The sequence below is a fragment of the Stenotrophomonas sp. YJH_SMC_105-26 genome (assembly GCF_059368915.1).
In genome coordinates this window covers 630,945-653,275 of the sequence record NZ_JCAFSD010000001.1, presented here as the reverse complement: position 1 = coordinate 653,275, position 22,331 = coordinate 630,945, and the positions used below count along the sequence as shown (strand labels likewise).

The 22,331-nt window shown below is 66.4% G+C and carries 18 protein-coding genes; 10 read left to right on the top strand and 8 right to left on the bottom strand.

Features of this window, described 5'->3' with window-relative positions:
- Positions 1 to 44 precede the first annotated feature (44 nt).
- Entirely contained in the window at positions 45 to 1,040 is a 996-nt protein-coding gene (locus tag AC5P7F_RS03135) for a YhdH/YhfP family quinone oxidoreductase (RefSeq protein WP_053495211.1), read from the bottom strand.
- A 153-nt stretch (positions 1,041 to 1,193) separates the two neighbouring features.
- Between AC5P7F_RS03135 and hflK the strand changes: the two genes are divergently transcribed.
- The 5 genes from hflK (at position 1,194) to AC5P7F_RS03110 (ending at position 6,575) form a co-directional block, all read left to right on the top strand.
- Complete coding sequence (gene hflK, locus AC5P7F_RS03130) at positions 1,194 to 2,327, top strand: FtsH protease activity modulator HflK (protein WP_197641390.1); 1,134 nt, start codon at positions 1,194 to 1,196, stop codon at positions 2,325 to 2,327.
- Positions 2,324 to 3,187, top strand: a complete 864-nt coding sequence (gene hflC, locus AC5P7F_RS03125) for a protease modulator HflC (RefSeq protein ID WP_014648031.1) — start codon at positions 2,324 to 2,326, stop codon at positions 3,185 to 3,187. Before hflK ends, hflC begins: the two co-directional genes overlap by 4 nt.
- Before the next feature lie 67 nt (positions 3,188 to 3,254).
- Positions 3,255 to 3,440 (top strand): DUF2065 domain-containing protein, encoded by a 186-nt coding sequence (locus AC5P7F_RS03120; protein WP_005414170.1) that lies wholly within the window; start codon positions 3,255 to 3,257, stop codon positions 3,438 to 3,440.
- A 1,063-nt stretch (positions 3,441 to 4,503) separates the two neighbouring features.
- Entirely contained in the window at positions 4,504 to 5,796 is a 1,293-nt protein-coding gene (locus tag AC5P7F_RS03115) for an adenylosuccinate synthase (protein WP_014648029.1), read from the top strand.
- A 116-nt stretch (positions 5,797 to 5,912) separates the two neighbouring features.
- Positions 5,913 to 6,575, top strand: a complete 663-nt coding sequence (locus AC5P7F_RS03110) for a hypothetical protein (protein WP_197641391.1) — start codon at positions 5,913 to 5,915, stop codon at positions 6,573 to 6,575.
- Here the strand turns inward: AC5P7F_RS03110 and AC5P7F_RS03105 are convergent.
- The 3 genes from AC5P7F_RS03105 to AC5P7F_RS03095 form a co-directional block, all read right to left on the bottom strand.
- Positions 6,505 to 7,167, bottom strand: a complete 663-nt coding sequence (locus AC5P7F_RS03105; protein ID WP_164077715.1) for a peptidoglycan DD-metalloendopeptidase family protein — start codon at positions 7,165 to 7,167, stop codon at positions 6,505 to 6,507. The genes AC5P7F_RS03110 and AC5P7F_RS03105 overlap by 71 nt on opposite strands.
- Positions 7,168 to 7,171: 4 nt before the next feature.
- Complete coding sequence (locus AC5P7F_RS03100) at positions 7,172 to 8,134, bottom strand: L,D-transpeptidase family protein (protein ID WP_197602902.1); 963 nt, start codon at positions 8,132 to 8,134, stop codon at positions 7,172 to 7,174.
- A gap of 170 nt (positions 8,135 to 8,304) precedes the next feature.
- Positions 8,305 to 10,308: a CARDB domain-containing protein gene (locus tag AC5P7F_RS03095; RefSeq protein ID WP_049441936.1), complete on the bottom strand. Its 2,004-nt coding sequence runs from the start codon at positions 10,306 to 10,308 to the stop codon at positions 8,305 to 8,307.
- Between the two features lie 233 nt (positions 10,309 to 10,541).
- Here AC5P7F_RS03095 and AC5P7F_RS03090 point away from each other — a divergent pair, with 233 nt between their 5' ends.
- The gene (locus AC5P7F_RS03090; protein ID WP_164077717.1) at positions 10,542 to 12,665 is read left to right on the top strand and encodes a methyl-accepting chemotaxis protein; all 2,124 of its coding nucleotides are present in this window, start codon (positions 10,542 to 10,544) and stop codon (positions 12,663 to 12,665) included.
- Positions 12,666 to 12,751: 86 nt separating this feature from the next.
- Here the strand turns inward: AC5P7F_RS03090 and AC5P7F_RS03085 are convergent, their stop codons facing one another.
- Positions 12,752 to 13,039 carry a hypothetical protein gene (locus AC5P7F_RS03085; RefSeq protein ID WP_164077718.1) on the bottom strand — a complete coding sequence of 96 codons (288 nt, stop codon included), beginning with the start codon at positions 13,037 to 13,039 and terminating at the stop codon, positions 12,752 to 12,754.
- A 133-nt stretch (positions 13,040 to 13,172) separates the two neighbouring features.
- Between AC5P7F_RS03085 and AC5P7F_RS03080 the strand changes: the two genes are divergently transcribed.
- Positions 13,173 to 13,874 (top strand): serine aminopeptidase domain-containing protein, encoded by a 702-nt coding sequence (locus tag AC5P7F_RS03080; protein ID WP_164077725.1) that lies wholly within the window; start codon positions 13,173 to 13,175, stop codon positions 13,872 to 13,874.
- An 8-nt stretch (positions 13,875 to 13,882) separates the two neighbouring features.
- On the opposite strand, the gene AC5P7F_RS03075 is transcribed toward AC5P7F_RS03080, so the two are convergent.
- Positions 13,883 to 14,371 (bottom strand): hypothetical protein, encoded by a 489-nt coding sequence (locus AC5P7F_RS03075; RefSeq protein WP_014648023.1) that lies wholly within the window; start codon positions 14,369 to 14,371, stop codon positions 13,883 to 13,885.
- Positions 14,372 to 14,393: 22 nt separating this feature from the next.
- Complete coding sequence (locus AC5P7F_RS03070) at positions 14,394 to 16,484, bottom strand: catalase (protein WP_197641392.1); 2,091 nt, start codon at positions 16,482 to 16,484, stop codon at positions 14,394 to 14,396.
- A 114-nt stretch (positions 16,485 to 16,598) separates the two neighbouring features.
- Between AC5P7F_RS03070 and AC5P7F_RS03065 the strand changes: the two genes are divergently transcribed.
- From AC5P7F_RS03065 to AC5P7F_RS03055, 3 genes are all read left to right on the top strand, one after another.
- Positions 16,599 to 17,321, top strand: a complete 723-nt coding sequence (locus tag AC5P7F_RS03065) for an AraC family transcriptional regulator (protein ID WP_014038112.1) — start codon at positions 16,599 to 16,601, stop codon at positions 17,319 to 17,321.
- A gap of 82 nt (positions 17,322 to 17,403) precedes the next feature.
- On the top strand, positions 17,404 to 18,771 hold the full coding sequence (locus AC5P7F_RS03060; RefSeq protein ID WP_014648020.1) for an amino acid permease: 1,368 nt from the start codon (positions 17,404 to 17,406) through the stop codon (positions 18,769 to 18,771).
- A gap of 138 nt (positions 18,772 to 18,909) precedes the next feature.
- Positions 18,910 to 19,320 carry a VOC family protein gene (locus tag AC5P7F_RS03055; protein WP_005418291.1) on the top strand — a complete coding sequence of 137 codons (411 nt, stop codon included), beginning with the start codon at positions 18,910 to 18,912 and terminating at the stop codon, positions 19,318 to 19,320.
- Positions 19,321 to 19,411: 91 nt separating this feature from the next.
- On the opposite strand, the gene gcvP is transcribed toward AC5P7F_RS03055, so the two are convergent.
- Positions 19,412 to 22,279, bottom strand: coding sequence for an aminomethyl-transferring glycine dehydrogenase (gcvP, locus tag AC5P7F_RS03050; protein ID WP_032960028.1), 2,868 nt, complete (start codon positions 22,277 to 22,279; stop codon positions 19,412 to 19,414).
- Between the last annotated feature and the right edge of the window lie 52 nt (positions 22,280 to 22,331).

Below are 22,331 nucleotides of genomic sequence, written 5' to 3'. Positions count from 1 at the left end.
CGGCGGGAGGGGGGCACCTGCCGTCCGTCGCCTGCCTGCGACGTTCAGTCGATCCGCACCACCGTGCGGCCCAGCGATCCACCCGCCAGCATCCGCTCGAACACTGCCCGGAGGCCATCAAGGCCGACCTCGGCGGTGCAGATGCGGTCCAGGTGCTGCGGCTTCCACTCACCGCCCAGGCGCGACCACACCTCTTCGCGCAGCCGGCGCGGCGCATTGGCCGAAGACACGCCGAGCAGCGACACACCGCGCAGGATGAAGGGCATCACCGTCATGTCCAGCGTCGGGCTGGCCGCCAGGCCGGCGCTGACCACGCTGCCGTAGGGCACGGTCTGCGCCAGCAGGCTGGCGAGCATGGCGCCGCCGGCATTGTCCAGGCCCCCGCCGAAGCGCGCCGACTGCAGCGGGCCGGTGTCGGCCAGCGCCTCGCGCGGCAGCACCTCGCTGGCACCGATGTCGCGCAGGAAGTCGGTCTGGTCCGGCTTGCCACTGACCGCGTGCACGGTGTAGCCGGCACGGCTGAAGATCGACAGCGCCAGCGCACCGACGCCGCCGCTGGCGCCGGTGACCGCCAGCGGGCCGAGCTCCGGGGTCTGGCGGTTGTCCTGCATGCGCAGCAGCGCCAGCGCCGCCGTGAAGCCGGCGGTGCCCAGCACCATCGCCTCGCGCGGGCTCAGCCCGGCCGGCTGTGCAATCACCGCACGCGACTCCAGCCGCACATACTGGCTGTAGCCGCCGTCACGGGTCTCGCTGAGGCCGCAGCCGGTGGCCAGCACCGCGTCGCCTTCACGCCAGGCCGGGTCGGTGCTGGCGACCACGGTGCCGGCCACGTCGATGCCGCCGACCAGCGGGAAGCGGCGCAGGATCTTCCCCTTGCCGGTGCCGGCCAGGGCATCCTTGTAGTTGACCGAGGACCAGTGGGCGCGGATCAGCACCTGCCCGGGGTTGAGGTCGTCGACACCGAGCCGGGTCAGGCCGCTGCGATAGCCGGCGTCGTCGTTTTCGATGCGGAAGGCGGTGAACGGGGTGGTGGGGGCCATCGGCGTTGCCTGACTTCGAGGAAAACGCCACCTTACCCCGTCGTCACCCTTTCGATCCTGCCGATCCGCCCCATCTTGTATGATCGGTAATGGTTTCACGGCTGGCGCCGCGGGAAGGGCCCGCGCCGCAGCCCACATCTTGATGGAGCGTGCATGGCCTGGAATACACCCGGCGGCAACAAGGGCGGACAAGGCCCCGAGGACAATCGACGCGGGCGGTTCGGGTCGCGCGGCGGTGGCAATGGTGGTGGCTGGGGCGGACTGCCCGGGCCGCTGAAGAACCTGTTCGACGGCGGCATCGTGCGTTGGGTGGTGGCGGCCGTGGTGCTGCTGGTGCTGTTCTCCAGCTTCCAGCTGATCGGTGAACAGCAGCGTGGCGTGGTCCTGCGCTTCGGCCAGTTCTCGCGCATCCTGCAGCCCGGCCCGAACTTCAAGCTGCCGTGGCCGATCGAGTCGGTCACCAAGGTCAACGCCACCGAGATCAAGACCTTCTCGATCCAGGTGCCGGTCCTGACCCGCGACGAGAACATCGTCAACGTCTCGCTGAACGTCCAGTACCGCATCGACGATCCGCAGCAGTACCTGTTCGGCACGGTCGATGCCAACCAGGTGCTGGAGCAGTCGGCGCAGAGCGCGGTGCGCGAGGAAGTCGGCCGCGCCGACCTCAATGCCGTGCTGAACAACCGTGGCCCGCTGGCCGTGGCCGCTGAGGAGCGCCTGCAGGCGCTGCTGAAGGCGTTCAAGACCGGCCTGACCGTGACCGGCCTGACCCTGCAGGACGCCCGTCCGCCGGAGGAAGTGAAGCCGGCCTTCGACGAGGTCAATGGTGCCCAGCAGGTCAAGGAACGCCTGATCAACGAAGCCCAGGCCTACGCCGCCAAGGTCGTGCCGGAAGCCCGAGGCCAGGCCTCGCGCGCCCGTACCACCGCCGAAGGCTACAAGCAGGCGGTGGTGTCCAAGGCCGAGGGTGACGCGCAGCGCTTCAGCCTGTTGCAGGCCCAGTACAAGGACGCGCCGGAAGTGACCCGCAAGCGCCTGTGGCTGGAGACCGTGCAGCAGGTGCTGAGCGAGAACCGCAAGGTGATCGGCGGCGATGGCCGCCAGCTGATCTACGTGCCGATGACCGGCGACACCCGTCCCACCACGTCGGCCCCGGCCGCAGTGGCAAACCCGGACGTGGTCATGCCGTCGCTGCCGGGCGCAGCGGTGGAAGCTTCCCGTGATCCGGGCCGGCCGGTGGGCCGCCCGACCGGGCGACCGAGCGGCCGTGAGGAGGGCAGCCGATGAAGAGTCCTATCTGGATCGCCGTGATCGTGGCGGTGGTGCTGGGCCTGCTCGGCTCGGTGTATGTGGTCCGTGAGGACCAGACCGCCATGGTGCTGAACCTGGGCAAGGTGGTGCGTTCGGACATCAAGCCAGGCCTGCACTTCAAGGTGCCGGTGGTGGAAACGGTGAAGGTCTTCGACCGCCGCTTCCAGGTGCTCGACACCGCGCCGGCGCGCTACTTCACCGCCGAGCAGAAGGACGTCAGCGTCGACTTCTTCGCCATCGGCTACATCTCCAACGTGGGTGACTACTTCCGTGCCACTGGCGGCGACCCGCGCGTGGCCAACGCCCGCCTGGCGCCGATCATCACCGATTCGCTGCGCAACCAGATCAACTCGCGCACCCTGCAGCAGCTGGTGTCCGGCGACCGCAGTGAGCTGATCGCCGAGCAGTTGAAGGGAATCAACGAGGCCGTGGCCGGCCTGGGCATGCAGATGATCGACCTGCGCATCAAGCAGGTGGACCTGCCCACCGACAGCCAGGTGATCAACGACGTGTACGAGCGCATGCGCGCCCAGCGCAAGCAGGAAGCCGCCAAGCTGCGCGCGGAAGGCGAGGAACAGTCGCTGACCATCCGCGCCCAGGCCGACCGTGACAGCACCGTGCTGATCGCCGAGGCCGAGCGCGATGCACAGCGCCTGCGCGGTGAAGGTGATGCGGAAGCCACCCGCATCTACGGCAAGGCCGGTTCGGCTGATCCATCGTTCTACGCGTTCTACCGTAGCCTGGAGGCGTACCGCGGCTCCATGACCGACGGCAACGGCGTGATCGTGCTCGACAAGAACGACCCGTTCCTGCAGTACCTGAAGAACGACCGCTGAGGTCGCAGGGCATTACCCCACGGGGCCCGGCCAACTGCCGGGCCCCGTGCTTTTTCCGGAGTTCCCGATGAAAGATCTGTTCGCCGCCGTCTGCCTGGTCGCGGTGCTGGAAGGCCTGTTCCTGTTCGTCGCGCCGTTCGCCTGGAAGCGCATGGCCGAACGCCTGCTGGACCTGCCCAGCCCGGCCCTGCGCAGCTTCGGCGGACTGGTGCTGCTGGCCGGCCTGAGCCTGCTGTGGTGGGTGCGGCACTAGACGCCCCGGCGCGGCCGCCTGCGTCTACGTGCGTGGCTTGGCCTTGGTAGCTGCCAACCTTGGTTGGCATTGCCGGCCAGCGGCCGGCACGACCGGGCGGGGCGGCTGACCGCCCTGCACCTGCGTGGCCTGGCCCTGGTAGCTGCCAACCTTGGTTGGCATTGCCGGCCAGCGGCCGGCACTACCGGGCGGGGCGGCTGACCGGCCTGCACCAGCGTGGCCTGGCCCTGGTAGATGCCAACCTTGGTTGGCATTGCCGGCCAGCGGCCGGCACGACCGGGCGGGGCAGCTGACCGGCCTGCACCTGCGTGGCCAGGCCCTGGTAGATGCCAACCTTCGTTGGCATTGCCGGCCAGCGGCCGGCACGACCGGGCGGGGCAGCTGACCGACCTGCACCTGCGTGGCCAGGCTCTGGTAGCTGCCAACCTTGGTTGGCATTGCCGGCCAGCGGCCGGCACGACCGGGTGGGGCGACTGACCGACCTGCACCTGCGTGGCCAGGCTCTGGTAGATGCCAACCTTGGTTGGCATTGCCGGCCAGCGGCCGGCACGACCGGGCGGGGCGGCTGACCGACCTGCACCTGCGTGGCCAGGCCCTGGTAGATGCCAACCTTGGTTGGCATTGCCGGTCAGCGGCCGGCACGACCGGGCGGGGCAGTTGACCGACTGGCACCAGCGTGGCCAGGCTCTGGTAGATGCCAACCTTGGTTGGCATTGCCGGCCAGCGGCCGGCACTACCGGGCGGGGCAGTTGACCGACCTGCACCTGCGTGGCCAGGCTCTGGTAGATGCCAACCTTGGTTGGCATTGCCGGCCAGCGGCCGGCACTACCGGGCGGGGCGGCTGACCGGCCGGTGAAGCCGTCCGTCGGAAAGGTGGCAGCGGACCCCGGAAACCCGGATAATGCACAAAAGCCGGACGGGCCTCCCCGTTCGGCTTTTTCCGTGTCTGGGCCCTCCATCGCCGGCCGCTCCCCGTTTGGAGCCGCCCTCCAGGTGCTGGCCAGCCCCGCCACGGTTTACCCGTCCGCGGCCCCGATGGCCGCAACAAACCGAGGAGCCCGTCATGGGTCAGTCTGTCGTAGTGTTGGGTGCCCAGTGGGGCGATGAAGGCAAGGGCAAGATCGTCGATCTGCTCACTGAGGAAATCGGCGCCGTCGTGCGCTTCCAGGGCGGCCACAATGCCGGCCACACCCTGGTCATCAACGGTAAGAAGACCGTCCTGCACCTGATCCCGTCGGGCATCCTGCGTGACGATGCGCTGTGCCTGATCGGCAATGGCGTGGTGATCTCGCCGGCCGCGCTGCAGAAGGAAATCGCCGAGCTGGAAGCCTCCGGCGTGGAAGTTCGTTCGCGCCTGAAGATCTCCCCGGCCGCGCCGCTGATCATGCCGTACCACATCGCCCTGGACCAGGCGCGCGAACGCGCAGCCGGTGGCAAGGCGATCGGCACCACCGGCCGCGGCATCGGCCCGGCCTACGAAGACAAGGTGGCGCGTCGCGGCATCCGCATCGCCGACCTGCATTACCCGAAGCAGCTGGAAGAACTGCTGCGCACCGCGCTGGATTACCACAACTTCGTGCTGACCAAGTATCTGAACACCGATGCGGTCGACTTCCAGAAGACCTTCGACGAAGCGCTGGCCTTCGGCGAATACGTGCAGCCGATGAAGTCCGATGTGGCCGGCATCCTGCACGACCTGCGCAAGCAGGGTAAGCGCGTGCTGTTCGAAGGTGCGCAGGGCGCGCTGCTGGACATCGACCACGGCACCTACCCGTACGTCACCAGCTCCAACACCACCGTCGGTGGTGCGCTGGCCGGTTCCGGCGTCGGCGCTGATTCGATCGACTACGTGCTGGGCATCGCCAAGGCCTACGCCACCCGCGTCGGCGGTGGCCCGTTCCCGACCGAGCTGGACGACGAAGTCGGCCAGGGCATTCGTGACCGCGGCGCCGAGTACGGTGCGTCGACCGGCCGCCCGCGTCGTTGTGGCTGGATGGACATCGTCGCGCTGAAGCGCGCCGTGGCCATCAACGGCATCAGCGGCCTGTGCATCACCAAGCTGGACGTGCTCGATGGCATGGAAAAGCTGAAGGTCTGCATCGCCTACGAATACAACGGCAAGCGCACCGAGTACGCGCCGCTGGACGCGCAGGGCTGGGAAGAATGCACCCCGGTGTACCTGGAGTTCCCGGGCTGGAGCGAGAACACCCACGGCATCACCCAGTGGGACGACCTGCCGCCGGCCGCACGCGCCTACCTGCGTTCGCTGGAAGAGTTGGCCGGCTGCCCGATCAGCATCGTCTCCACCGGCCCGGACCGCGACCACACGATGGTCCTGCAGGATCCGTTCGCCTGAGGTGGCGCCGGGCCATGCCCGGCGTTGGTGACAGGAAAAGCCCCGCGCACGCGGGGCTTTTTCGTTACTGTGTGGCCAGGCCAGCGGGGAAGCGACGCGATGACCAGGATGTCAACGTGAAAGGCGGGACGGTAGTGCGGGTCACCCTGTGGGTGTCGTGGAGCCTGTGGTGCATGGCCGGCCTGGTTCTGGCGCTTGGCGCCATCGCCAACTGCCTGGCCTCGCGTACCCAGACCCTGCCGCTGCTGCTGAGCGCGGGTGCGACGGCCGAGGTGACGGTCTACCGCCTCATCGATGATCAACTGCGGCTGCACCTGCGTTATGCCGCGGACGGTACAGAGGCTGACCCTGAAGTGCTGCTGCGCATCGAGACTCCCACCGAACATGGAGACTTCCGCGCACGGGAGCGTTCGGGAGTGGCCGGGCAGGGCACCGACCGCGCGCTGGTATCGGTTGAGTCCAGCGGCCTCATGGCCTCCTACTTTGGTTACGGTCGCGGCGACGCATTGCCACGCGGCCGCTCATGGCTGCGGGTAACCGTGCTGGAGGTGGATCCGGCGCTGGCGGGACGCACTGCAGACATCGAGCTGCAGCCGCCGCTGGGTCTGCTGAAGCTGACCGACCTGGACTACCTCTGGCTGTGGCCGTTCTTTTTCTGGAAGACGGCGGCGCTGTTCCTGCTGATTCCGGGGGCTGCGTTGACTGTCTTCACTGTGGCGTTGCGGCGCCAGCAGCGCCGGGCATCGGTGCCGCCGACTTCAGCAAGGGATAGGGATTGATCGACTCTCCCTTCCACCACTGCTTCTCCGGCCCCAACACATGCACTTCGAAGTGCAGGTGCGGGGCCTCGGCGCTGGCATTGCCGGTGCTGCCGACGTAGCCGATCACATCCCCGCGCTTGATCGCCTGTTTCTCGGCCAGGCCATCGGCATAGCGCTGCAGGTGCGCGTAGTAGTAGCACCAGCGTCCGCTGGGCTCGAACTGGTAGATCGTCAGCCCGCCGCGTTCGCTGTCGAACAGTTTTTCCACCGTGCCATCAGCCACCGCGAGTACGGGAGTACCTGCATCGGCCATGATGTCGATGGCATCGTGTACGCGGCCTTCGCTGCGTGCATCGGTGAAGGTATCGCGCAGCTGCGAGGCCAGGATGCCCTGCACCGGCAGCAGCAGGCCGGACGGTGCATCAGTGGCGCTGGACGGCGACAAGGCCGTGGGAGCCGGAGCGCCTACGCGCGGCGTTGCAACCGCAGCGACCGCTGGTTGCACTGCGGGCGGGGAAACCGCCACCGGCTCACCCGCATCGTGGTGCAGCCACCAGCCTGCTCCCACGCCCAGCAGCACGCCCAGCACGATCAGCTGCGAAAGACGCATCGGTTCACTCCTGCATCACCACGGGTACCGAGGTATCCACTGCGTCGGCCACACGCACCGCATCCCAGTTGGTCATGCGTACGCAGCCATGCGATTCGGTCTTGCCGACATGGCTGGGTTCGGGCGTGCCATGCAGGCCGTAGTGTGGCTTGGACAGGTCGATCCAGACCCGGCCGACCGGATTGTTCGGGCCCGGCGGCAGCGTCGCTTTCTTTTCGCCCTTGCGCGCATCCCAGAACAACTTCGGGTTGTAGTGGAACGGCGGGTCGCGATACACGCCCAGGATCTTCCATTCGCCGATCGGCAACGGGTCGTGCTGGCTGCCCGACGACACCGGCACCTGCGCGATCAGCTTGCCCTGCGCATCCAGCAACTGCAGGGTGGAGTCGGATTTGTCGACCACGATCTTCGCCGCCTTCGGCAATGCCGCTGGTGCGATGTTGGGCACTTGGATGCGGCTGCCAGCCTTGGTCAGATCCACGCCGGGATTGAGCACCTTCAGCAACTCCGGCGACGCGTGGAAGCGCTCGCCCAGGGCTTCTTCCACGCTGCTGAAACCCAGCGATTTCAGTTTGGCCTGTGCGGCAGGTCCTTTCGATGTGGCCTGGAACGGGCCGGCAACATCCTCGGCAGTCAGCGTGTAGCTGGCCAGCGGCCCCACCGTATCAGCCTGCAGGGCCTTCCAGGTGGCGTCGTCCAGCTCACCCGTCGCGGTCAGCCCATGCGCGGCTTGGAAGCCCGCCACCGCGCGTCGCTGGTTGCTGCCCACTTCGCCATCGATCTGGCCAGGCGAGAAATTCGCGCGATCCAGCAGCACTTGGGCATGCAGTGCGGAGCGCACTGCGGTGTCCGGGCCGGCCTTCTCGGCAATGGGGGCGGGCAGGTTGGGCGCAGGGGACTGCGCGAAGGCGGGTGATATCAGTAGCGACAGGACGAACAGTACAGGATGGGGTACACGCATGGGCATCTCCGGCATTCACGGAACTACCATGCCTGTGCGCAATGCAGGACTGATGTGAAAAGAATCTGACGCCGGGATGAGTGGTGCCAACGTGACCATCCCTTGTGGGGCCGCGTCTGCACATGGAAAGCAACGAGGGCAGGCGACCACGGATCCGTCGCCGCCTGCCCTGATGTTCAATCCACAGTAACCATGATGTCGATGCTGTTGTTGTCCTCCCGTGACTCGCTCACGGTGTTCTGATCGTCAACCAGCAGCTGGATGGAGTGCACCCCTGGGGTCGGGCGCCAGACGTCGTTGTAAGTCCTGACATTGACGCTGGCGCCGGGTGCCAGGGTGTAGTTCTGGAGGCCGCCCCATACGCAACCTTCAATGAAACACTGCCCGTTCTTCATGGCCATCAGCCCAATCCAAGGCGCGCTGGCGGCGACCGAGCCGACATTCTCGATGGTTGCGGTGAACGAGGTTGCATCGCCGGATTTCGGACGCAGCGGCTGTGAATGGGCGCTGGTGATCCGAAGGTCTGGCTTGTCCGAGACCTGGATGATTCGAGCCAGCTGGTTGTTGCCCTCATTCGACTCCTGGATCAGCCCTTGGTCGTCAACAATGGAGGTGATCTGTTGCTGGCCACCCGCGGCTGGCCAAACGGGGCCTGCGGGGCTCAACCATACGGATTCGCCCGGCGCCAAGGCCGTTGTCAGGCCACTCCAGGGGCAGCCACTGGCTGGGCACGCGCCGTTTACCAGATAGACCGCTCCGAGCCAACCCGCAGGTGCGGGCATTGATCCGCGGTTGGTTACTGCCGTGCGGAATGTCACTGCATCGCCTGGCTTGAAACTGGCTGGAATCGTTTCGATCAGGTATGGCTGCAGATCGGGCAGATCCCCCACCATGATTTCCCGGGTCAACTCGTTGTTGTGTTCGTCGAGTTCCTTGATGCGGTCCGCGTCATCAGCGAACACGGTCATCGCATGCAGCCCTGCCGAAGGTGTCCAGCTGGGTCCCTGGTTCAGATCTATGGTGGCCTGTTGACCAGGGGCCAGACTGATGGTCAAGATTCCCCATTGGCATCCTCCCTCGAAACACTGTCCCTCCTCATGGACGAGGACACTGTGGTGATTCATGGGAGACGGAGCATTGCCGGCATTTCGGATGGTTGCCCGGAAACGGACTGGCTCCCCTGCCCGGAACTGGCTTGGAATCGTGTCGATCCGCGTGACCTGAAGGTCCGGTTGATGCGTGAGGTCATCGATCATTGAGTTGAAGATGGCAGGGCAGTTCTGCCCGTCGAACTGAAAATCAGGGCGTGCACCCGGCCAGAACGCAAAGTAGGCGCTGCCTAGGTTGCGAGGGCGGTCCGCTCCATACACGGCTTGCAATGAAGCTTCGAGTTTCACCCGGAAGCTGGTGCGCAGTCCGGGGTCATTGCAGCTGGTGTAGTTGAAAGCAGGAAGGACCGGAACCATTCCACCTCCCAGCAATCCGTGCCGTTTCCATTTCTGGTACTGAGCGACCTGTTCGTTGACGGTGTTCTGATACTGGTCAACGAAGACGACATCCTGTGCGTGTGGGCTCATTGCGTACTGGATCTGGACATCGCTCAACGTGCCCATCAGATTGGCGATGATCACCGGGCGCGCGGATGCATCGGGATCCGCTTGCCGAAGCCTTTCGTAGACCAGTTCCTGGAAGCGCTTGCAGATACCAAGGTTCTGTGGTGTCTGTGGCAGAGCTGGTTCGTCAAAAGTGTAGTAACCAACTACGATGTCTGAGTTCTGCAGGGCAAGTGCAGCAACAGCGTCAAGCTCCTGTTGAAGCCAGTCTGGTAGACGCTCGTTGCCAGGAGAGCAGGCACTGCCGGGATCTGCGTACCAGGCGTCGTGAACGGGTCCGTTGAACTGGAGCAGCACTTTGAATCTGGATAACAGCGGGTCCTGCCGCAGCGCCTGCAAACGGGAGCTGAGTTCACCCGTATTCCATCCTGTCACGGGAATCACATTCGCGCCGGCATTGTGCAGCTCGGTCAGCTGGGAGCGGACTGCGGGGTCAGCATTGCCGATGATGTTGTACGCGTAGAGGAACTTGAAGTTGCTTCCGGTGTATGCGTCCTGGGCGTGCGCGGACTGTGGGCTTGTCATGCAGGCAAGCAGGAGCGGAAGTGCACTGAGATAATGCCTCATGGTCGTCCTTGTACGATGGCGAGGGTGGCCGAGGTCTGGCATCTTGCAGATCAGCGGTGGCCCAGCATAACGGCAACAACTGCGTGGATCAGACCGCCTACGGAGATGCTGCGCATTCGTTGCTGGCAATGGCGATGCAAACGTGAACCGCGCCCGAAGCGTTCAGAATTTACGGGTCAAGACCCAGCATGAGGCCGCCGATAAGGCCACATCCCCCCGTATTGGATACCCCCATGAACTACTTGAGGAACGTCAGGGTTGCCTGGCGTCTTGGGCTGGGCTTTGGCCTGTTGCTGCTGCTGGTCGCCGCCGTGGTGGCTACCGGCGCCACTGCCAGTGTCGTGCAGAAGCGCGCGATGCAGCAGGTGGTCGACGTCAGCGTGGCCAAGGTGCGCCTGCTGTCGCAGATGCTCGATGCCAACAACCAGATGATGGTCGTGCGCCGCGAAATGCTGATCCGTCAGGGCGAAGACCGCGGCAGCGACGAGAAGCGCATCGCCGACCTGGTCAAGCGCTATGAGGCCAGCTGGACCGCCTACCAGGCGCTGCCCAGCGATGCCCAGGGCAAGACCATCGCGGAAACCATCGCGGCCAAGCGTGCCGTTGCGCGCCCGCTCAACAAGCAGACCAGCGAACTGATGGAGCAGGGTGATTACCCTGGCGCCGTGGCGCTGACGCTGGGCCCGGTGCAGGAAGCGGCCAACGGCTGGAACAAGGCGCTGTCCGATGGCGTGGACTTCGAGGAGAAGGAAAGCCGTGAGGCTGCCGCCGAAGCGATCCGCCTGGGCGAACGCAGCCTGCTGCAGCTGCTGGTGCTGGGCGGAGTTGCACTGCTTGCCGGCATCGGCGCCTCGGTGATGATCGGCCGCAGCCTGACCGGCCCGCTGGCGCGCGCCCTGAACCTGGCCGAGCGGCTGTCCAAGGGCCAGCTGGACCAGGAGTTCCGCCTCGGTGGCCGGGATGAACTGACCCAGCTGGGCGAGGCGATGGCCAGCGTACGCCAGAGCGTGCAGGCGGCGATCGGCGCACAGCTGCAGATGGCTGAGCAGCACGAAGCGGGTGCGATCCGCTATCGCATGGACGACAGTGCCTTCCCCGGTGATTTCGGCCGCATGGTGCAGGCCACCAACAGCCTGGTCGAATCGCACGTGCAGGTGGAGCTGCTGATGGCCGAAGTGATGCAGCGTTACGCGATCGGCGACCTCAGCCGTGACCTGCCGGACTACCCGGGCGAGAAGGGCACGCTGACCCGCACTCTGGCCGCGGTAAAGCAGAGCCTGATGGCGATCAACGCGCAGATCGATGAACTGGCCCGTGCGGCTCGCGCCGGCGACTTCAGCATGCGTGGCGATGCTGCTGCGTTCCAGTATCAGTTCAAGGCGATGGTCGAACACCTCAACGGCATGATGGCCAGTTCCCAGGCCAGCATTGCCGATGTTTCCGACGTGCTGCGCGCGATCTCGCACGGTGACCTGACCGCACGCATGGACGGTGAGTACGACGGCGTGTTCGCGCGCATGCGCGACGACGCCAATACCACCACCGCGCAGCTGACGGGCATTGTGCGGGGCATCCAGGTGGCTGCCGACAGCATCAACAACGCGGCCCAGGAACTGGCCGCCGGCAACAACGACCTGTCGCGCCGCACGGAGCAGCAGGCGGCCAACCTGGAGGAAGCTGCCGCGTCGATGGAGGAGCTGACCTCCACCGTGCGCCAGAACGCCGAGCTGGCGCGTCAGGCCGACAGCGAAGCGCATGCCGCCGGTGCCGCCGTACGCGAGACCGAGCAGGCGATGGCGCAGATGGCCTCGGTGATGGGTGAGATCGATCAGTCCTCGGCACGCATCTCGGAAATCTCCACCGTTATCGACGGCATCGCGTTCCAGACCAACATCCTGGCGCTGAACGCTGCGGTGGAAGCCGCGCGCGCGGGCGAGCAGGGCCGTGGTTTTGCCGTGGTCGCCAGCGAAGTACGCACGCTCGCGCAGCGCGCCGGCGTCGCGGCCAAGGAAATCAAGGAGCTGATCGAAGACGCCGCTGCCAAGGTGAAGAGTGGCCTGGCGGTGACCGTTGAATCGGAAGCAGCGATCGCACGCGTCGCCCAGGCCAGTTCGCGCACCACCCAGCTGATGAGCGACATCGCAGCGGCCAGCAAGGAACAGGCCGCCGGCATCGAGCAGGTCAACCAGGTGGTGGTGCAGATGGACCAGGTGACGCAGCAGAACGCGGCCCTGGTGGAAGAAGCCACTGCGGCGAGCCGCGCGCTGGAAGAACAGGCACATGCGTTGACCACGTCGGTGGCGGTATTCAAGGTGGAAGGCGCAGGGGCTTCGGCCGTGCCGCGCCGTGCAGCCTGAGCAGGCTGCTGACCCCGTGACAGGAATACGGCCGCCTTGGGCGGCCGTATTTGCATCGCCCGCTCAGGCAGCAGGGAGGATCGCCCTCATTGCTCCAGGACGCTGCCGAGCATGGCCCCAAGCACGTACAGCACGCCAAGCGTGGGAGGAATCACCAGAAGGTAGACGGTGATCCAGGTCATTCCGGAAAGCCAGCGTCCCACGCCGATGACGTTGAGTGCTGCGGTCTGCAGCATCACCGGCAGTTGCATGAGGATGTAGGCGCTCTTGGGGTCGCTGTTGGACCGGGCATCGAGCACCAGCCAAGTGGTAAGCGCGAGATAGAGCGCGCATAGGGCAATGCCGGTCCGGCTGAGCCAGCGTGGCTTGCGCATGCCGCCTTCCTCGTCTGTCCGGGGCCATCAGGGTAGCGCCGCGACCAGCGGCGTGCACTTCCCTGGGTCGAGCCGATAAGCGAAGCTGCGCGGCAGCGAGTCGTGCGAAGGGACCTGAGAAGTGAGCAATGTGATGAACGCCGTGATGCTCCCGATCGTGATGCTGCCCGGGCTGGATGGCAGCGGCCTGCTGTCGACATGCTTCGTGGAAGCGATGCAGGACCACGGGGTTACCGTGCAGGTGCTGCCGCTGCCCATGCACGGGCCACAGGACTACGTCACATTGGCGTCGATCCTGCGCGCGCAGCTTCCCATCTCTCCCTTTGTGCTGCTGGCTGAATCGTTTGCCGGGCCGCTGGCTATCGAACTGGCGGTGGCTTCACCGCCGGGATTGCGCGGATTGATACTGAGTACGACCTTCGCGCGGCGACCGGTGCCGCTGCCAGCGGCGAGCGCACGCTTGCTTGCCCCTGCATGGCCACCGCCGCCGCTGGCGTTGCTGGCCCGGCTTCTGCTGGGGCATTGGCGGACACGCATGAACCTTCGCGAGCTGCGACATGCGATCGCTGCGGTACCGACCGCGATCCTGCGGCAGCGCGCTGCGGCGACACTGCAGATCGATGTCCGCGCGCAGTTGCCGAAGCTCACGCTGCCGACGTTATGCCTGCATGCACGACAGGACCACCTGTTGTGGCCGCCCAGCGTGGCCGAGCTGCAGGTCTTGTTGCCCGATGCCCGGCACGTATCGCTGGAAGGGCCGCATCTACTGCTGCAGGCCCGTGCCGAGGCAGCGGCAGCCGAAGTTGCCGCATGGATGAGGGCGCTCCCCTACTGATCGAAGACTCAGCCGCGTGCGCGCGTGCGCGCGGCTTTCTTCGCCGCCGCCTTGCGCACGGTCTTCTTCGCGGCCCGCGTCTTGGCTGCCTTCTTCGCGGCGGCGCTCCGCGCGGCGGCCGTACCCGCCTTCTTTACCGCTGCCTTCTTCGCCGTCTTCTTTGCGGCCTTCTTTGTCGCGGTCTTGCGAGCCGGTGCCTTCTTCGCCACCGCCTTCTTCGCAGGTGCCTTCTTCGCCGCCGTCCTCTTGGTTGCGGCCTTCTTTGTGGCCGATTTCCTGGCAGGCGCCTTCTTGGCAGCCTTCTTGCTGGTCGCCTTCTTCGCGCCCTTGCGGGCACTGCCGGCGCGCTTGCCGCCGCCGTCCTGCTTGTTCACGGTGGCCCAGGCAATGCGCTCGGCGGTGCCTTCACTCGCGCCGCGATCACGTTCGCTTTCCTCGATGTGCTCGGCCTGACGCTTCTGCTTTTCGGTGTATGCGGATTTGTCACCACGGGGCATGACGATTCTCCTGTCGTTGTGGTCAGGCCAGCAGGCGCAGCTTGGGCTCGCGCGCCCACTGGCGGGTGGCGGCCGCCGCCAGGAATGCCTTGGCGTCTTCTGCTTCGACGATGCCGGGGTCGTTGCCGACGCGCGCCGCCTTCAGCAGCACCTGGCCGCCCGCGTCGCTGGCGATGGCCTTCAGGTGTGCCCACGCCTGGCTGACGAATTCGACGGCTGCACTCTCTTTCGACAAGGCCTTCGCGGCTTCAAGGCTGAGCACCACGGCTACTGCATCGAACACGGCTGACGGGGTGCCCGCCAGCTGCCCATCTGCCGCCTGCAATGCGCCATCGCTCAGCGTGGCGCCTCCCACTTTTGGCGCGACCAGCTTCACGTCTGCACCTGCCTTCCGGGCGGCCTTGCTCAGGCTGGCAATCACGCGCGCGTCGGAGCCTTCGTCGAACAGGATGCCGATGCAGCGACCCTGCAGGGTCGGCTTGTTACGCCCGATCACGCGCACCTCGGGAGCGGGCGGCATGTCCCGCACCGGCGTGGCGGTTGGGGCCGGGTCGGGCAGCGCAGGCAGGGCCAGGCCATCGGCCACGCGCTGCGCCAGCGCGTCATCGATGTTGCGCAGGTGGCTGACGGTGCGCACCCGCACCTTCAGCGTTTCCACCTTGGACAACTCGAACACCAGCGCCGATGCCAGGTGCGCCTGCTCCGGCTTTTCCAGGCTGCGGAAGAACATCCGGGCCTGGCTGTAGTGGTCGGCGAAACTCTCCGCGCGGGTGCGGCCCTTGCGGCCATCGTCGGCGCTGGCATGGCTGCGGAATCCGGCAGGCGTCTCGCGCGGGGTGTCGTCCTGCAGCGAGCTGGGATCGTAGGCGACGCGGCCCTTGGGCACCTGCATCTGCATGTGGCCGTCGCGCTGATGATTGGCAAACGGGCACTTCGGTGCATTCACCGGGATCTGGTGGAAGTTCGGGCCGCCCAGGCGCAGCAGCTGGGTGTCCAGGTAGGAGAACAGGCGGCCCTGCAGCAGCGGGTCGTTGCTGAAGTCGATGCCGGGCGGCACGTTGGCCGGGCAGAACGCCACCTGCTCGGTCTCTGCGAAGAAGTTGTCGGGCCAGCGGTCCAGTACCATGCGCCCGATCACCTGCAACGGCACCAGCGATTCGGGAATGATCTTGGTCGGATCCAGGTGGTCGAACGGGAATGCGTCGGCGTCTTCTTCGGTGAACAGCTGCACCGCCAGCTCCCATTCGGGAAAGTCGCCGCGCTGGATGGCCTCGAACAGGTCGCGGCGATGGAAGTCATTGTCGGCCGATTGCAGTTTCAACGCTTCGTCCCAGACCGTGGACTGAATGCCCAGCTTGGGCCGCCAGTGGAACTTGACGAACGTCGACTCGCCAGCCTCGTTCAGCAGGCGGAAGCTGTGCACGCCGAAGCCTTCGATCATCCGCAGCGAACGCGGGATGGCGCGGTCGCTCATCGCCCACATGATCAAGTGCATCGATTCGGGCATCAGCGAAATGAAGTCCCAGAACGTGTCATGGGCCGACGCGGCCTGCGGGAAGGCGCGGTCCGGCTCCATCTTCACTGCGTGCACCAGGTCCGGAAACTTCATCGCGTCCTGGATGAAGAACACCGGGATGTTGTTGCCGACCAGATCCCAGTTGCCCTCCTTGGTGTAGAACTTGACCGCAAAGCCGCGCACGTCGCGCGGGGTATCCACCGAGCCTGCGCCACCGGCCACGGTCGAGAAGCGGGTGAATACCGGCGTCTTCACGCCGACCTCGGTCAGGATGCGTGCGCGGGTATGGGCTGCCAGTGATCGGGTCAGCTCGAAGTAGCCGTGTGCTGCGCTGCCACGTGCGTGCACGATGCGCTCGGGAATGCGTTCGTGATCGAAGTGGGTGATCTTCTCGCGCAGGATGAAGTCCTCCAGCAGCGTGGGCCCCCGAGGTCCCTGCCGCAGGGAGTTCTGGTTGTCCGCCACCGGAATGCCCTGGTCGGTGGTCATTGCCGGATGGCTGCCCCCGGCCTGCTGGTGCAGTTCATCGCCATCGCCCCGGCGGTGGCTTTCGGCAGGGACGGTTGCGCGCTTGCCGGTCGGCTTGCTGGCGGCCATGGACGTTGGCTCCGGATCATCAAAAGGAACCACGACACTGGAACCAGCCCCGTTAAACCACGGTCCGGCAAAGGTGAACGTACGGGCAAAAGCAGGCTCGGGTATGCTTGCCGCATGCGAGTCGAGCCCGCCGACATCGAAGCCCTGTTCGACGCCATCCCGGATGTGCTGTTCTTCATCAAGGACCGCCAGGGGCGTTACACCCACGTCAACCAGACCATGCTGCGGCGGCTGGGTCTGCGCGCGCGCAAGGACGTGATCGGGCGTACGGCGGCCGAAATCTACCCGACCGGCCTCAGTGCGGACTACGTTGACCAGGACGCCCGCGTGCTGTCCGGTGAGGTGATCGAGAACCTGATGGAGCTGCACCTGTTCGCCAACCGCGAACCGGGCTGGTGCCTGACCTGCAAGCGCCCGCTGGTGGTCGACGGGGCCATCGAGGGCCTGATCGGCATTTCCCGCGACCTTGGCCAGAAGGACAGCCTCGGCACCCAGTACGAGCAGCTGCGGCTGGCGCTGGCCCACCTCAACGCGCACTACGCCGAGAACGTGCGCATGCAGACCCTGCTGGACATCACCGGCTTTTCGCTGTCCAAGCTGGAGCGCAGCTTCCGCAAGGTGTTCCAGATGACCCCGCAGCAGGTGCTGACCCGGCTGCGGATCCAGATGGCCATGCATCTGCTGCATGGCGACGACAGCATCGCCTGCATCGGCCAGGCCTGCGGTTTCAGCGACCAGAGTGCCTTCACCCGCAAGTTCAAGGCTGAAACCGGTTTCTCGCCGCGTGCCTATCGTGCCCGTATCGGTGGGAACGTCGGCGAGCCGGCGCTGGCCTGAGCGGCCTGCTGCGCTGTGCCTATCCCCGTGGGCACGGGACAGGGTAAGGTGTCGCCCCTGTAGCCCGCCGCCAGCCCCGCCGATGCCCAACTCGATTCCGACCGCTTCGCCGTCCCGCCTCGGACATTCGCTCAAGCCCCGCCAGCTGATCATGATGGGCCTGGGCAGCGCCATCGGCGCCGGGCTGTTCCTCGGCTCGGGCGTGGGTGTGCAGGCGGCCGGTCCGGCGGTCCTGGTGTCGTATCTGGTCGCCGGAGCGCTGGTGATCATCGTGATGAACGCTCTGGGCGAGATGGCGGCGGCCAAACCGACCAGCGGCGCGTTCTCGGTGTATGCAGCCGACGCCATGGGCGCTACCGCCGGTGCCACCGTGGGCTGGCTGTGGTGGGTGCAGCTGGTGATCGTGATCGCCGCCGAAGCAGTGGGTGCGGCCGGGCTGCTGGCCACGGTCTGGCCGGCGATACCGGTACCGATGGCGGCGTTGGCGTTCATGCTGTTCTTCACCGCGATCAACCTGCTCGGAGTGAAGAACTTCGGCGAGTTCGAATTCTGGTTCGCCATCCTCAAAGTCGCGGCGATCCTGGCGTTCATCGCCATTGGCGTGGCGCTGCTGATGGGATGGCTGCCGCAGGTGACCTCCCCGGGCCTGAGCAACTTCACCGAACACGGTGGTTTTGCGCCGAAGGGCCTGGCCGGGATCGGCGCGGCGCTGCTGGTGGTGGTGTTCGCCTTCGGCGGCACCGAGATCGTGGCCGTGGCGGCGGCCGAAACCGAAGACCCCGAGCGCAGCATTGCCCGTGCCATCCGCACCGTGGCCTGGCGCATCCTGGTGTTCTACATCGGCTCGCTGAGCGTGATCATCGCCGTGGTGCCGTGGACCAGCGAGGCGCTGAAGTCGCCGTTCGCCGCCGTGCTGGACATCGCCCGCATCCCGGGCGCTGGTACCGCCATCACGCTGATCGCCGTGATCGCGCTGCTGTCGGCGCTCAATGCCAACCTCTACGGCGCCTCGCGCATGATGTATTCGCTGGCGCAGCGTCGCGAAGCGCCGGCCGTGCTTGGCTGGACCGACCCGCGCCAGGTGCCGGTGATCGCCGTGCTGGCCAGCGTGCTGTTCGGCTTTGCCGCCACGGTGATGGAACTGCTGTTCCCGGACCGGGTGCTGCCGGTGCTGCTGAACATCGTCGGTTCCACCTGCCTGCTGGTGTGGACGCTGTCGCTGGTCTCGCAGCTGGTGCTGCGTCGTCGCGCGGATCGTCTGGGTACCCGACTGCCGTTCCGCATGGCCGGTTTCCCGTGGCTGACCTGCTGTGCACTGGCGATCCTTGCGCTGATCTTCGGCCTGCTGCTGAGTGAGTCGCACACCCGCCTGCAGTTCCTGTCGATGGTGGCGTTGACCGCCACGATCGCCGCCAGCAGTGCCATCGCGCGGCGCATGCGCCAGGCGTGATTCTGTAGAGCCGACCCTGCGGTCGGCTGCTGTTTGCGCGATCGCCAGCCGAGCATGGGCTCGGCTCTACAACAGGCACACACTCCGCGTGGCACTGTGCAGGCAGGCCGTCATCGGCCCGTCGACCAGGAGTACCGCATGCTGCGCAGCCGTCCCTTCCTGATGTTCACCGGCCAGGCCGAGGCCGCGCTGGCCCTGTACGCCGAAGCCTTTGCCGATTTCCGGCTGCTGGCCCTGCAACGCCATCCCGAGGGGGCCGGCGCCGGCGTGCCGGGGCAGGTCCGCCAGGCCATCTTCCTGCTCGGTGGCACCCACTACCTGTGCTTCGACAGCCTGGACGTGCACGATTTCACCTTCTCGCCGTCGATCTCGCTGTTCGTCGAGTGTTCCGGTGCCGAGCAGTTCGAGCGCGCGGCACGCGTGCTGGGTGAGGGCGGCCATTGGTTGATGCCGGTGGGCGACTATGACTTCAGCAATCGCTACGGCTGGGTGCAGGACCGCTTTGGCGTGTCGTGGCAGTTGAGCCTGGGGCAGATGCCGGACCCGTGATCGGATGCTTGTGGGTGTGGGCCTTGGTCCACACGCCCCATGAAAACGGCCCGCTTGCGCGGGCCGTTTTCTTTACCGATGCAGTGAGGAATCACGCCTCGACTTCATCATCCTTGTAGGCATCGACCGGGATGCAGGCGCACATCACGTTCTTGTCGCCGTACACGTTGTCGACACGCGCCACCGGCGGCCAGTATTTGCTCTGCTTCAGGCTGGCCAGCGGGAAGGCGGCCAGTTCACGCGGGTAGGCGTGGGTCCACTCGCTGGCGGTCACTGCGGTGGCAGTGTGCGGCGCGTTCTTCAGCGGGTTGTCCTCGCGGTCGAGGCGGCCGTCTTCGATCGCGGTGATCTCCTCGCGGATCTGGATCATCGCGTTGATGAAGCGATCCAGTTCGTGCAGCGATTCGCTCTCGGTCGGCTCCACCATCAGCGTGCCGGCCACCGGGAAGCTCAGGGTCGGGGCGTGGAAGCCGAAGTCGATCAGGCGCTTGGCCACGTCCTCGGCACCGATGCCGCTGGTCTTCTCCAGCGGGCGCACGTCCAGGATGCACTCGTGCGCCACCAGGCCGTTACGGCCGGTGTACAGGGTCTTGAAGTGCGGGGCCAGGCGCTTGGCGATGTAGTTGGCGTTGAGCTGCGCGACCTGGGTGGCCTTGCGCAGGCCGTCGCGGCCCATCATTGCGATGTACATCCAGCTGATCGGCAGGATCGAGGCGCTGCCGAAGCTGGCCGCGCTGACCATGCCGACCGGGCCGTTGTCACCCAGCTTGCCCGGCAGGAACGGGGCCAGGTGCTCCTTGACCGCGCACGGGCCGACGCCCGGGCCGCCACCGCCGTGCGGGATGCAGAAGGTCTTGTGCAGGTTCAGGTGCGAAACGTCCGACCCCCACTTGCCCGGCTTGGCCACGCCGACCAGGGCATTCATGTTGGCACCGTCGGTGTACACCTGGCCGCCGTGCTTGTGGATGATCTCGCAGATCTCCACCACCTCTTCCTCGAACACGCCGTGCGTGGACGGGTAGGTCATCATGATCGCAGCCAGGCGGTCGCTGTACTTCTCGGCGTTGAGGCGGATGTCCTCGACGTCGACGTTGCCGTTGGCATCGGTCTTGGTCACCACCACCTTCATGCCGCACATCTGCGCCGAGGCCGGGTTGGTGCCGTGCGCCGAATCCGGGATCAGGCAGATGTCGCGGTGGCCTTCGCCGCGCGAGCGGTGGTAGGCGCGGATCGCCAGCAGGCCGGCGTACTCGCCCTGCGCGCCGGAGTTCGGCTGCAGGCTGACCGCGTCATAGCCGGTGCATTCCACCAGCATCGCTTCCAGCGTGTCGATCAGTTCCTTGTAGCCCAGCGCCTGGTCGGCCGGCACCAGCGGGTGGATCTGCGAGAACTCCGGCCAGGTCACCGGGATCATCTCGGCGGTGGCGTTGAGCTTCATGGTGCACGAGCCCAGCGGGATCATCGTGCGGTCCATCGCCAGGTCCTTGTCGGCCAGCGAGCGCAGGTAGCGCAGCAGTTCGTGCTCGCTGTGGTGGGTGTTGAACACCGGGTGGGTCAGGAATGCGGACTGGCGCAGCAGCCCGGCCGGCAGCGCATCGGCGGTGCTGGCATCCAGCGCGTCGACGTCGGCCTGCGCACCGAACACGGCGGCCAGTGCGACCACGTCGGCGCGGGTGGCGGTCTCGTCCAGGCTGATGCCGACCGAGTCGCTGTCGATCGCACGCAGGTTGTAACCGGCGGCGCGGGCCTTGGCGTGAATCTCATCGGCGTGCACGCCGGTGACATGCAGGGTGTCGAAGAAGTCGCCACCGACCTGCACGCCGGCCTCGCGCAGCGCGGCGGCCAGGATCGAGGCCAGGCGGTGGGTGCGCCGGGCGATGCGGGTCAGGCCTTCCGGGCCGTGGTACACGGCATACATCGAGGCCATCACCGCCAGCAGCACCTGTGCGGTACAGATGTTGGAGGTGGCCTTCTCGCGGCGGATGTGCTGCTCGCGGGTCTGCAGGGTCAGGCGGTAGGCCGGGTTGCCCTGGGCATCGACCGAGACGCCGATCAGGCGGCCCGGCATCGAGCGCTTGTAGGCGTCGCGGCAGGCCATGAATGCGGCGTGCGGGCCGCCGAAGCCGAACGGCACGCCGAAACGCTGGCTGTTGCCGACCACGATGTCCGCACCCCATTCGCCCGGGGCGGCCAGCAGGGTCAGCGCCAGCAGGTCGGTGGCCACGGCCACCAGGCCGCCGCGCGCGTGCACGGCCTCGACCAGCGCCTTGTAGTCGCCGATCTGGCCGAAGGTGTCCGGGTACTGCAGCAGCAGGCCGAAGGCTTCTGCTTCCAGTGCCTCGGCCGGGGTGCCGACGCGCAGCACGATGCCCATGGGCTCGGCGCGGGTACGCAGCAGTTCCAGGGTCTGCGGGTGCACGGCGTCGTGCACGAAGAAGGTGTCCGACTTCGACTTGGCCGAACGCTTGGCCAGGGTCATCGCTTCAGCTGCGGCGGTGGCTTCGTCCAGCAGCGAGGCGTTGGCGATTTCCATGCCGGTGAGGTCGGCGCACAGGGTCTGGAAGTTGATCAGCGCTTCCATGCGGCCCTGCGAGATCTCGGCCTGGTACGGGGTGTAGGCGGTGTACCAGGCCGGGTTTTCCAGGATGTTGCGCAGGATCACGTTCGGCGTGTGGGTACCGTAGTAGCCCTGGCCGATGAAGCTGCGCAGCACGGTGTTCTTGTCGGCGATCGCACGGATCTTCGCCAGTGCCTGCACTTCGGTCATCGATTCCGGCAGTGCCAGCGGCGCCGGCGACTTGATCTTGGCCGGTACGATGGCATCAGTCATCGCATCCAGCGACGCGTGGCCGACGACGTCGAGCATCTGCGCGATCTCGGCATCGTTGGGGCCGATGTGGCGCTCGACGAACGCATTGTGGTGCTCGAGCTCACGCAGGGAAGGGGTGTTCTGGGACATGGCGAAGGATCCGTCAGGAAAGGGCACACGCACGGGCACAAGCCGCCGGTCG

Bases quoted from the DNA above. Each gene is read 5' to 3' on its own strand.
- AC5P7F_RS03095 (WP_049441936.1), bottom strand. From the start codon at position 10,308: ATGAGGCATTATCTCAGTGCACTTCCGCTCCTGCTTGCCTGCATGACA.
- AC5P7F_RS03085 (WP_164077718.1), bottom strand. From the start codon at position 13,039: ATGCGCAAGCCACGCTGGCTCAGCCGGACCGGCATTGCCCTATGCGCG.
- hflK (WP_197641390.1), top strand. From the start codon at position 1,194: ATGGCCTGGAATACACCCGGCGGCAACAAGGGCGGACAAGGCCCCGAG.
- AC5P7F_RS03135 (WP_053495211.1), bottom strand. From the start codon at position 1,040: ATGGCCCCCACCACCCCGTTCACCGCCTTCCGCATCGAAAACGACGAC.
- AC5P7F_RS03055 (WP_005418291.1), top strand. From the start codon at position 18,910: ATGCTGCGCAGCCGTCCCTTCCTGATGTTCACCGGCCAGGCCGAGGCC.
- hflC (WP_014648031.1), top strand. From the start codon at position 2,324: ATGAAGAGTCCTATCTGGATCGCCGTGATCGTGGCGGTGGTGCTGGGC.
- AC5P7F_RS03090 (WP_164077717.1), top strand. From the start codon at position 10,542: ATGAACTACTTGAGGAACGTCAGGGTTGCCTGGCGTCTTGGGCTGGGC.
- AC5P7F_RS03105 (WP_164077715.1), bottom strand. From the start codon at position 7,167: ATGCGTCTTTCGCAGCTGATCGTGCTGGGCGTGCTGCTGGGCGTGGGA.
- AC5P7F_RS03070 (WP_197641392.1), bottom strand. From the start codon at position 16,484: ATGGCCGCCAGCAAGCCGACCGGCAAGCGCGCAACCGTCCCTGCCGAA.
- AC5P7F_RS03080 (WP_164077725.1), top strand. From the start codon at position 13,173: ATGAACGCCGTGATGCTCCCGATCGTGATGCTGCCCGGGCTGGATGGC.
- gcvP (WP_032960028.1), bottom strand. From the start codon at position 22,279: ATGTCCCAGAACACCCCTTCCCTGCGTGAGCTCGAGCACCACAATGCG.
- AC5P7F_RS03115 (WP_014648029.1), top strand. From the start codon at position 4,504: ATGGGTCAGTCTGTCGTAGTGTTGGGTGCCCAGTGGGGCGATGAAGGC.
- AC5P7F_RS03075 (WP_014648023.1), bottom strand. From the start codon at position 14,371: ATGCCCCGTGGTGACAAATCCGCATACACCGAAAAGCAGAAGCGTCAG.
- AC5P7F_RS03060 (WP_014648020.1), top strand. From the start codon at position 17,404: ATGCCCAACTCGATTCCGACCGCTTCGCCGTCCCGCCTCGGACATTCG.
- AC5P7F_RS03100 (WP_197602902.1), bottom strand. From the start codon at position 8,134: ATGCCCATGCGTGTACCCCATCCTGTACTGTTCGTCCTGTCGCTACTG.
- AC5P7F_RS03065 (WP_014038112.1), top strand. From the start codon at position 16,599: ATGCGAGTCGAGCCCGCCGACATCGAAGCCCTGTTCGACGCCATCCCG.
- AC5P7F_RS03120 (WP_005414170.1), top strand. From the start codon at position 3,255: ATGAAAGATCTGTTCGCCGCCGTCTGCCTGGTCGCGGTGCTGGAAGGC.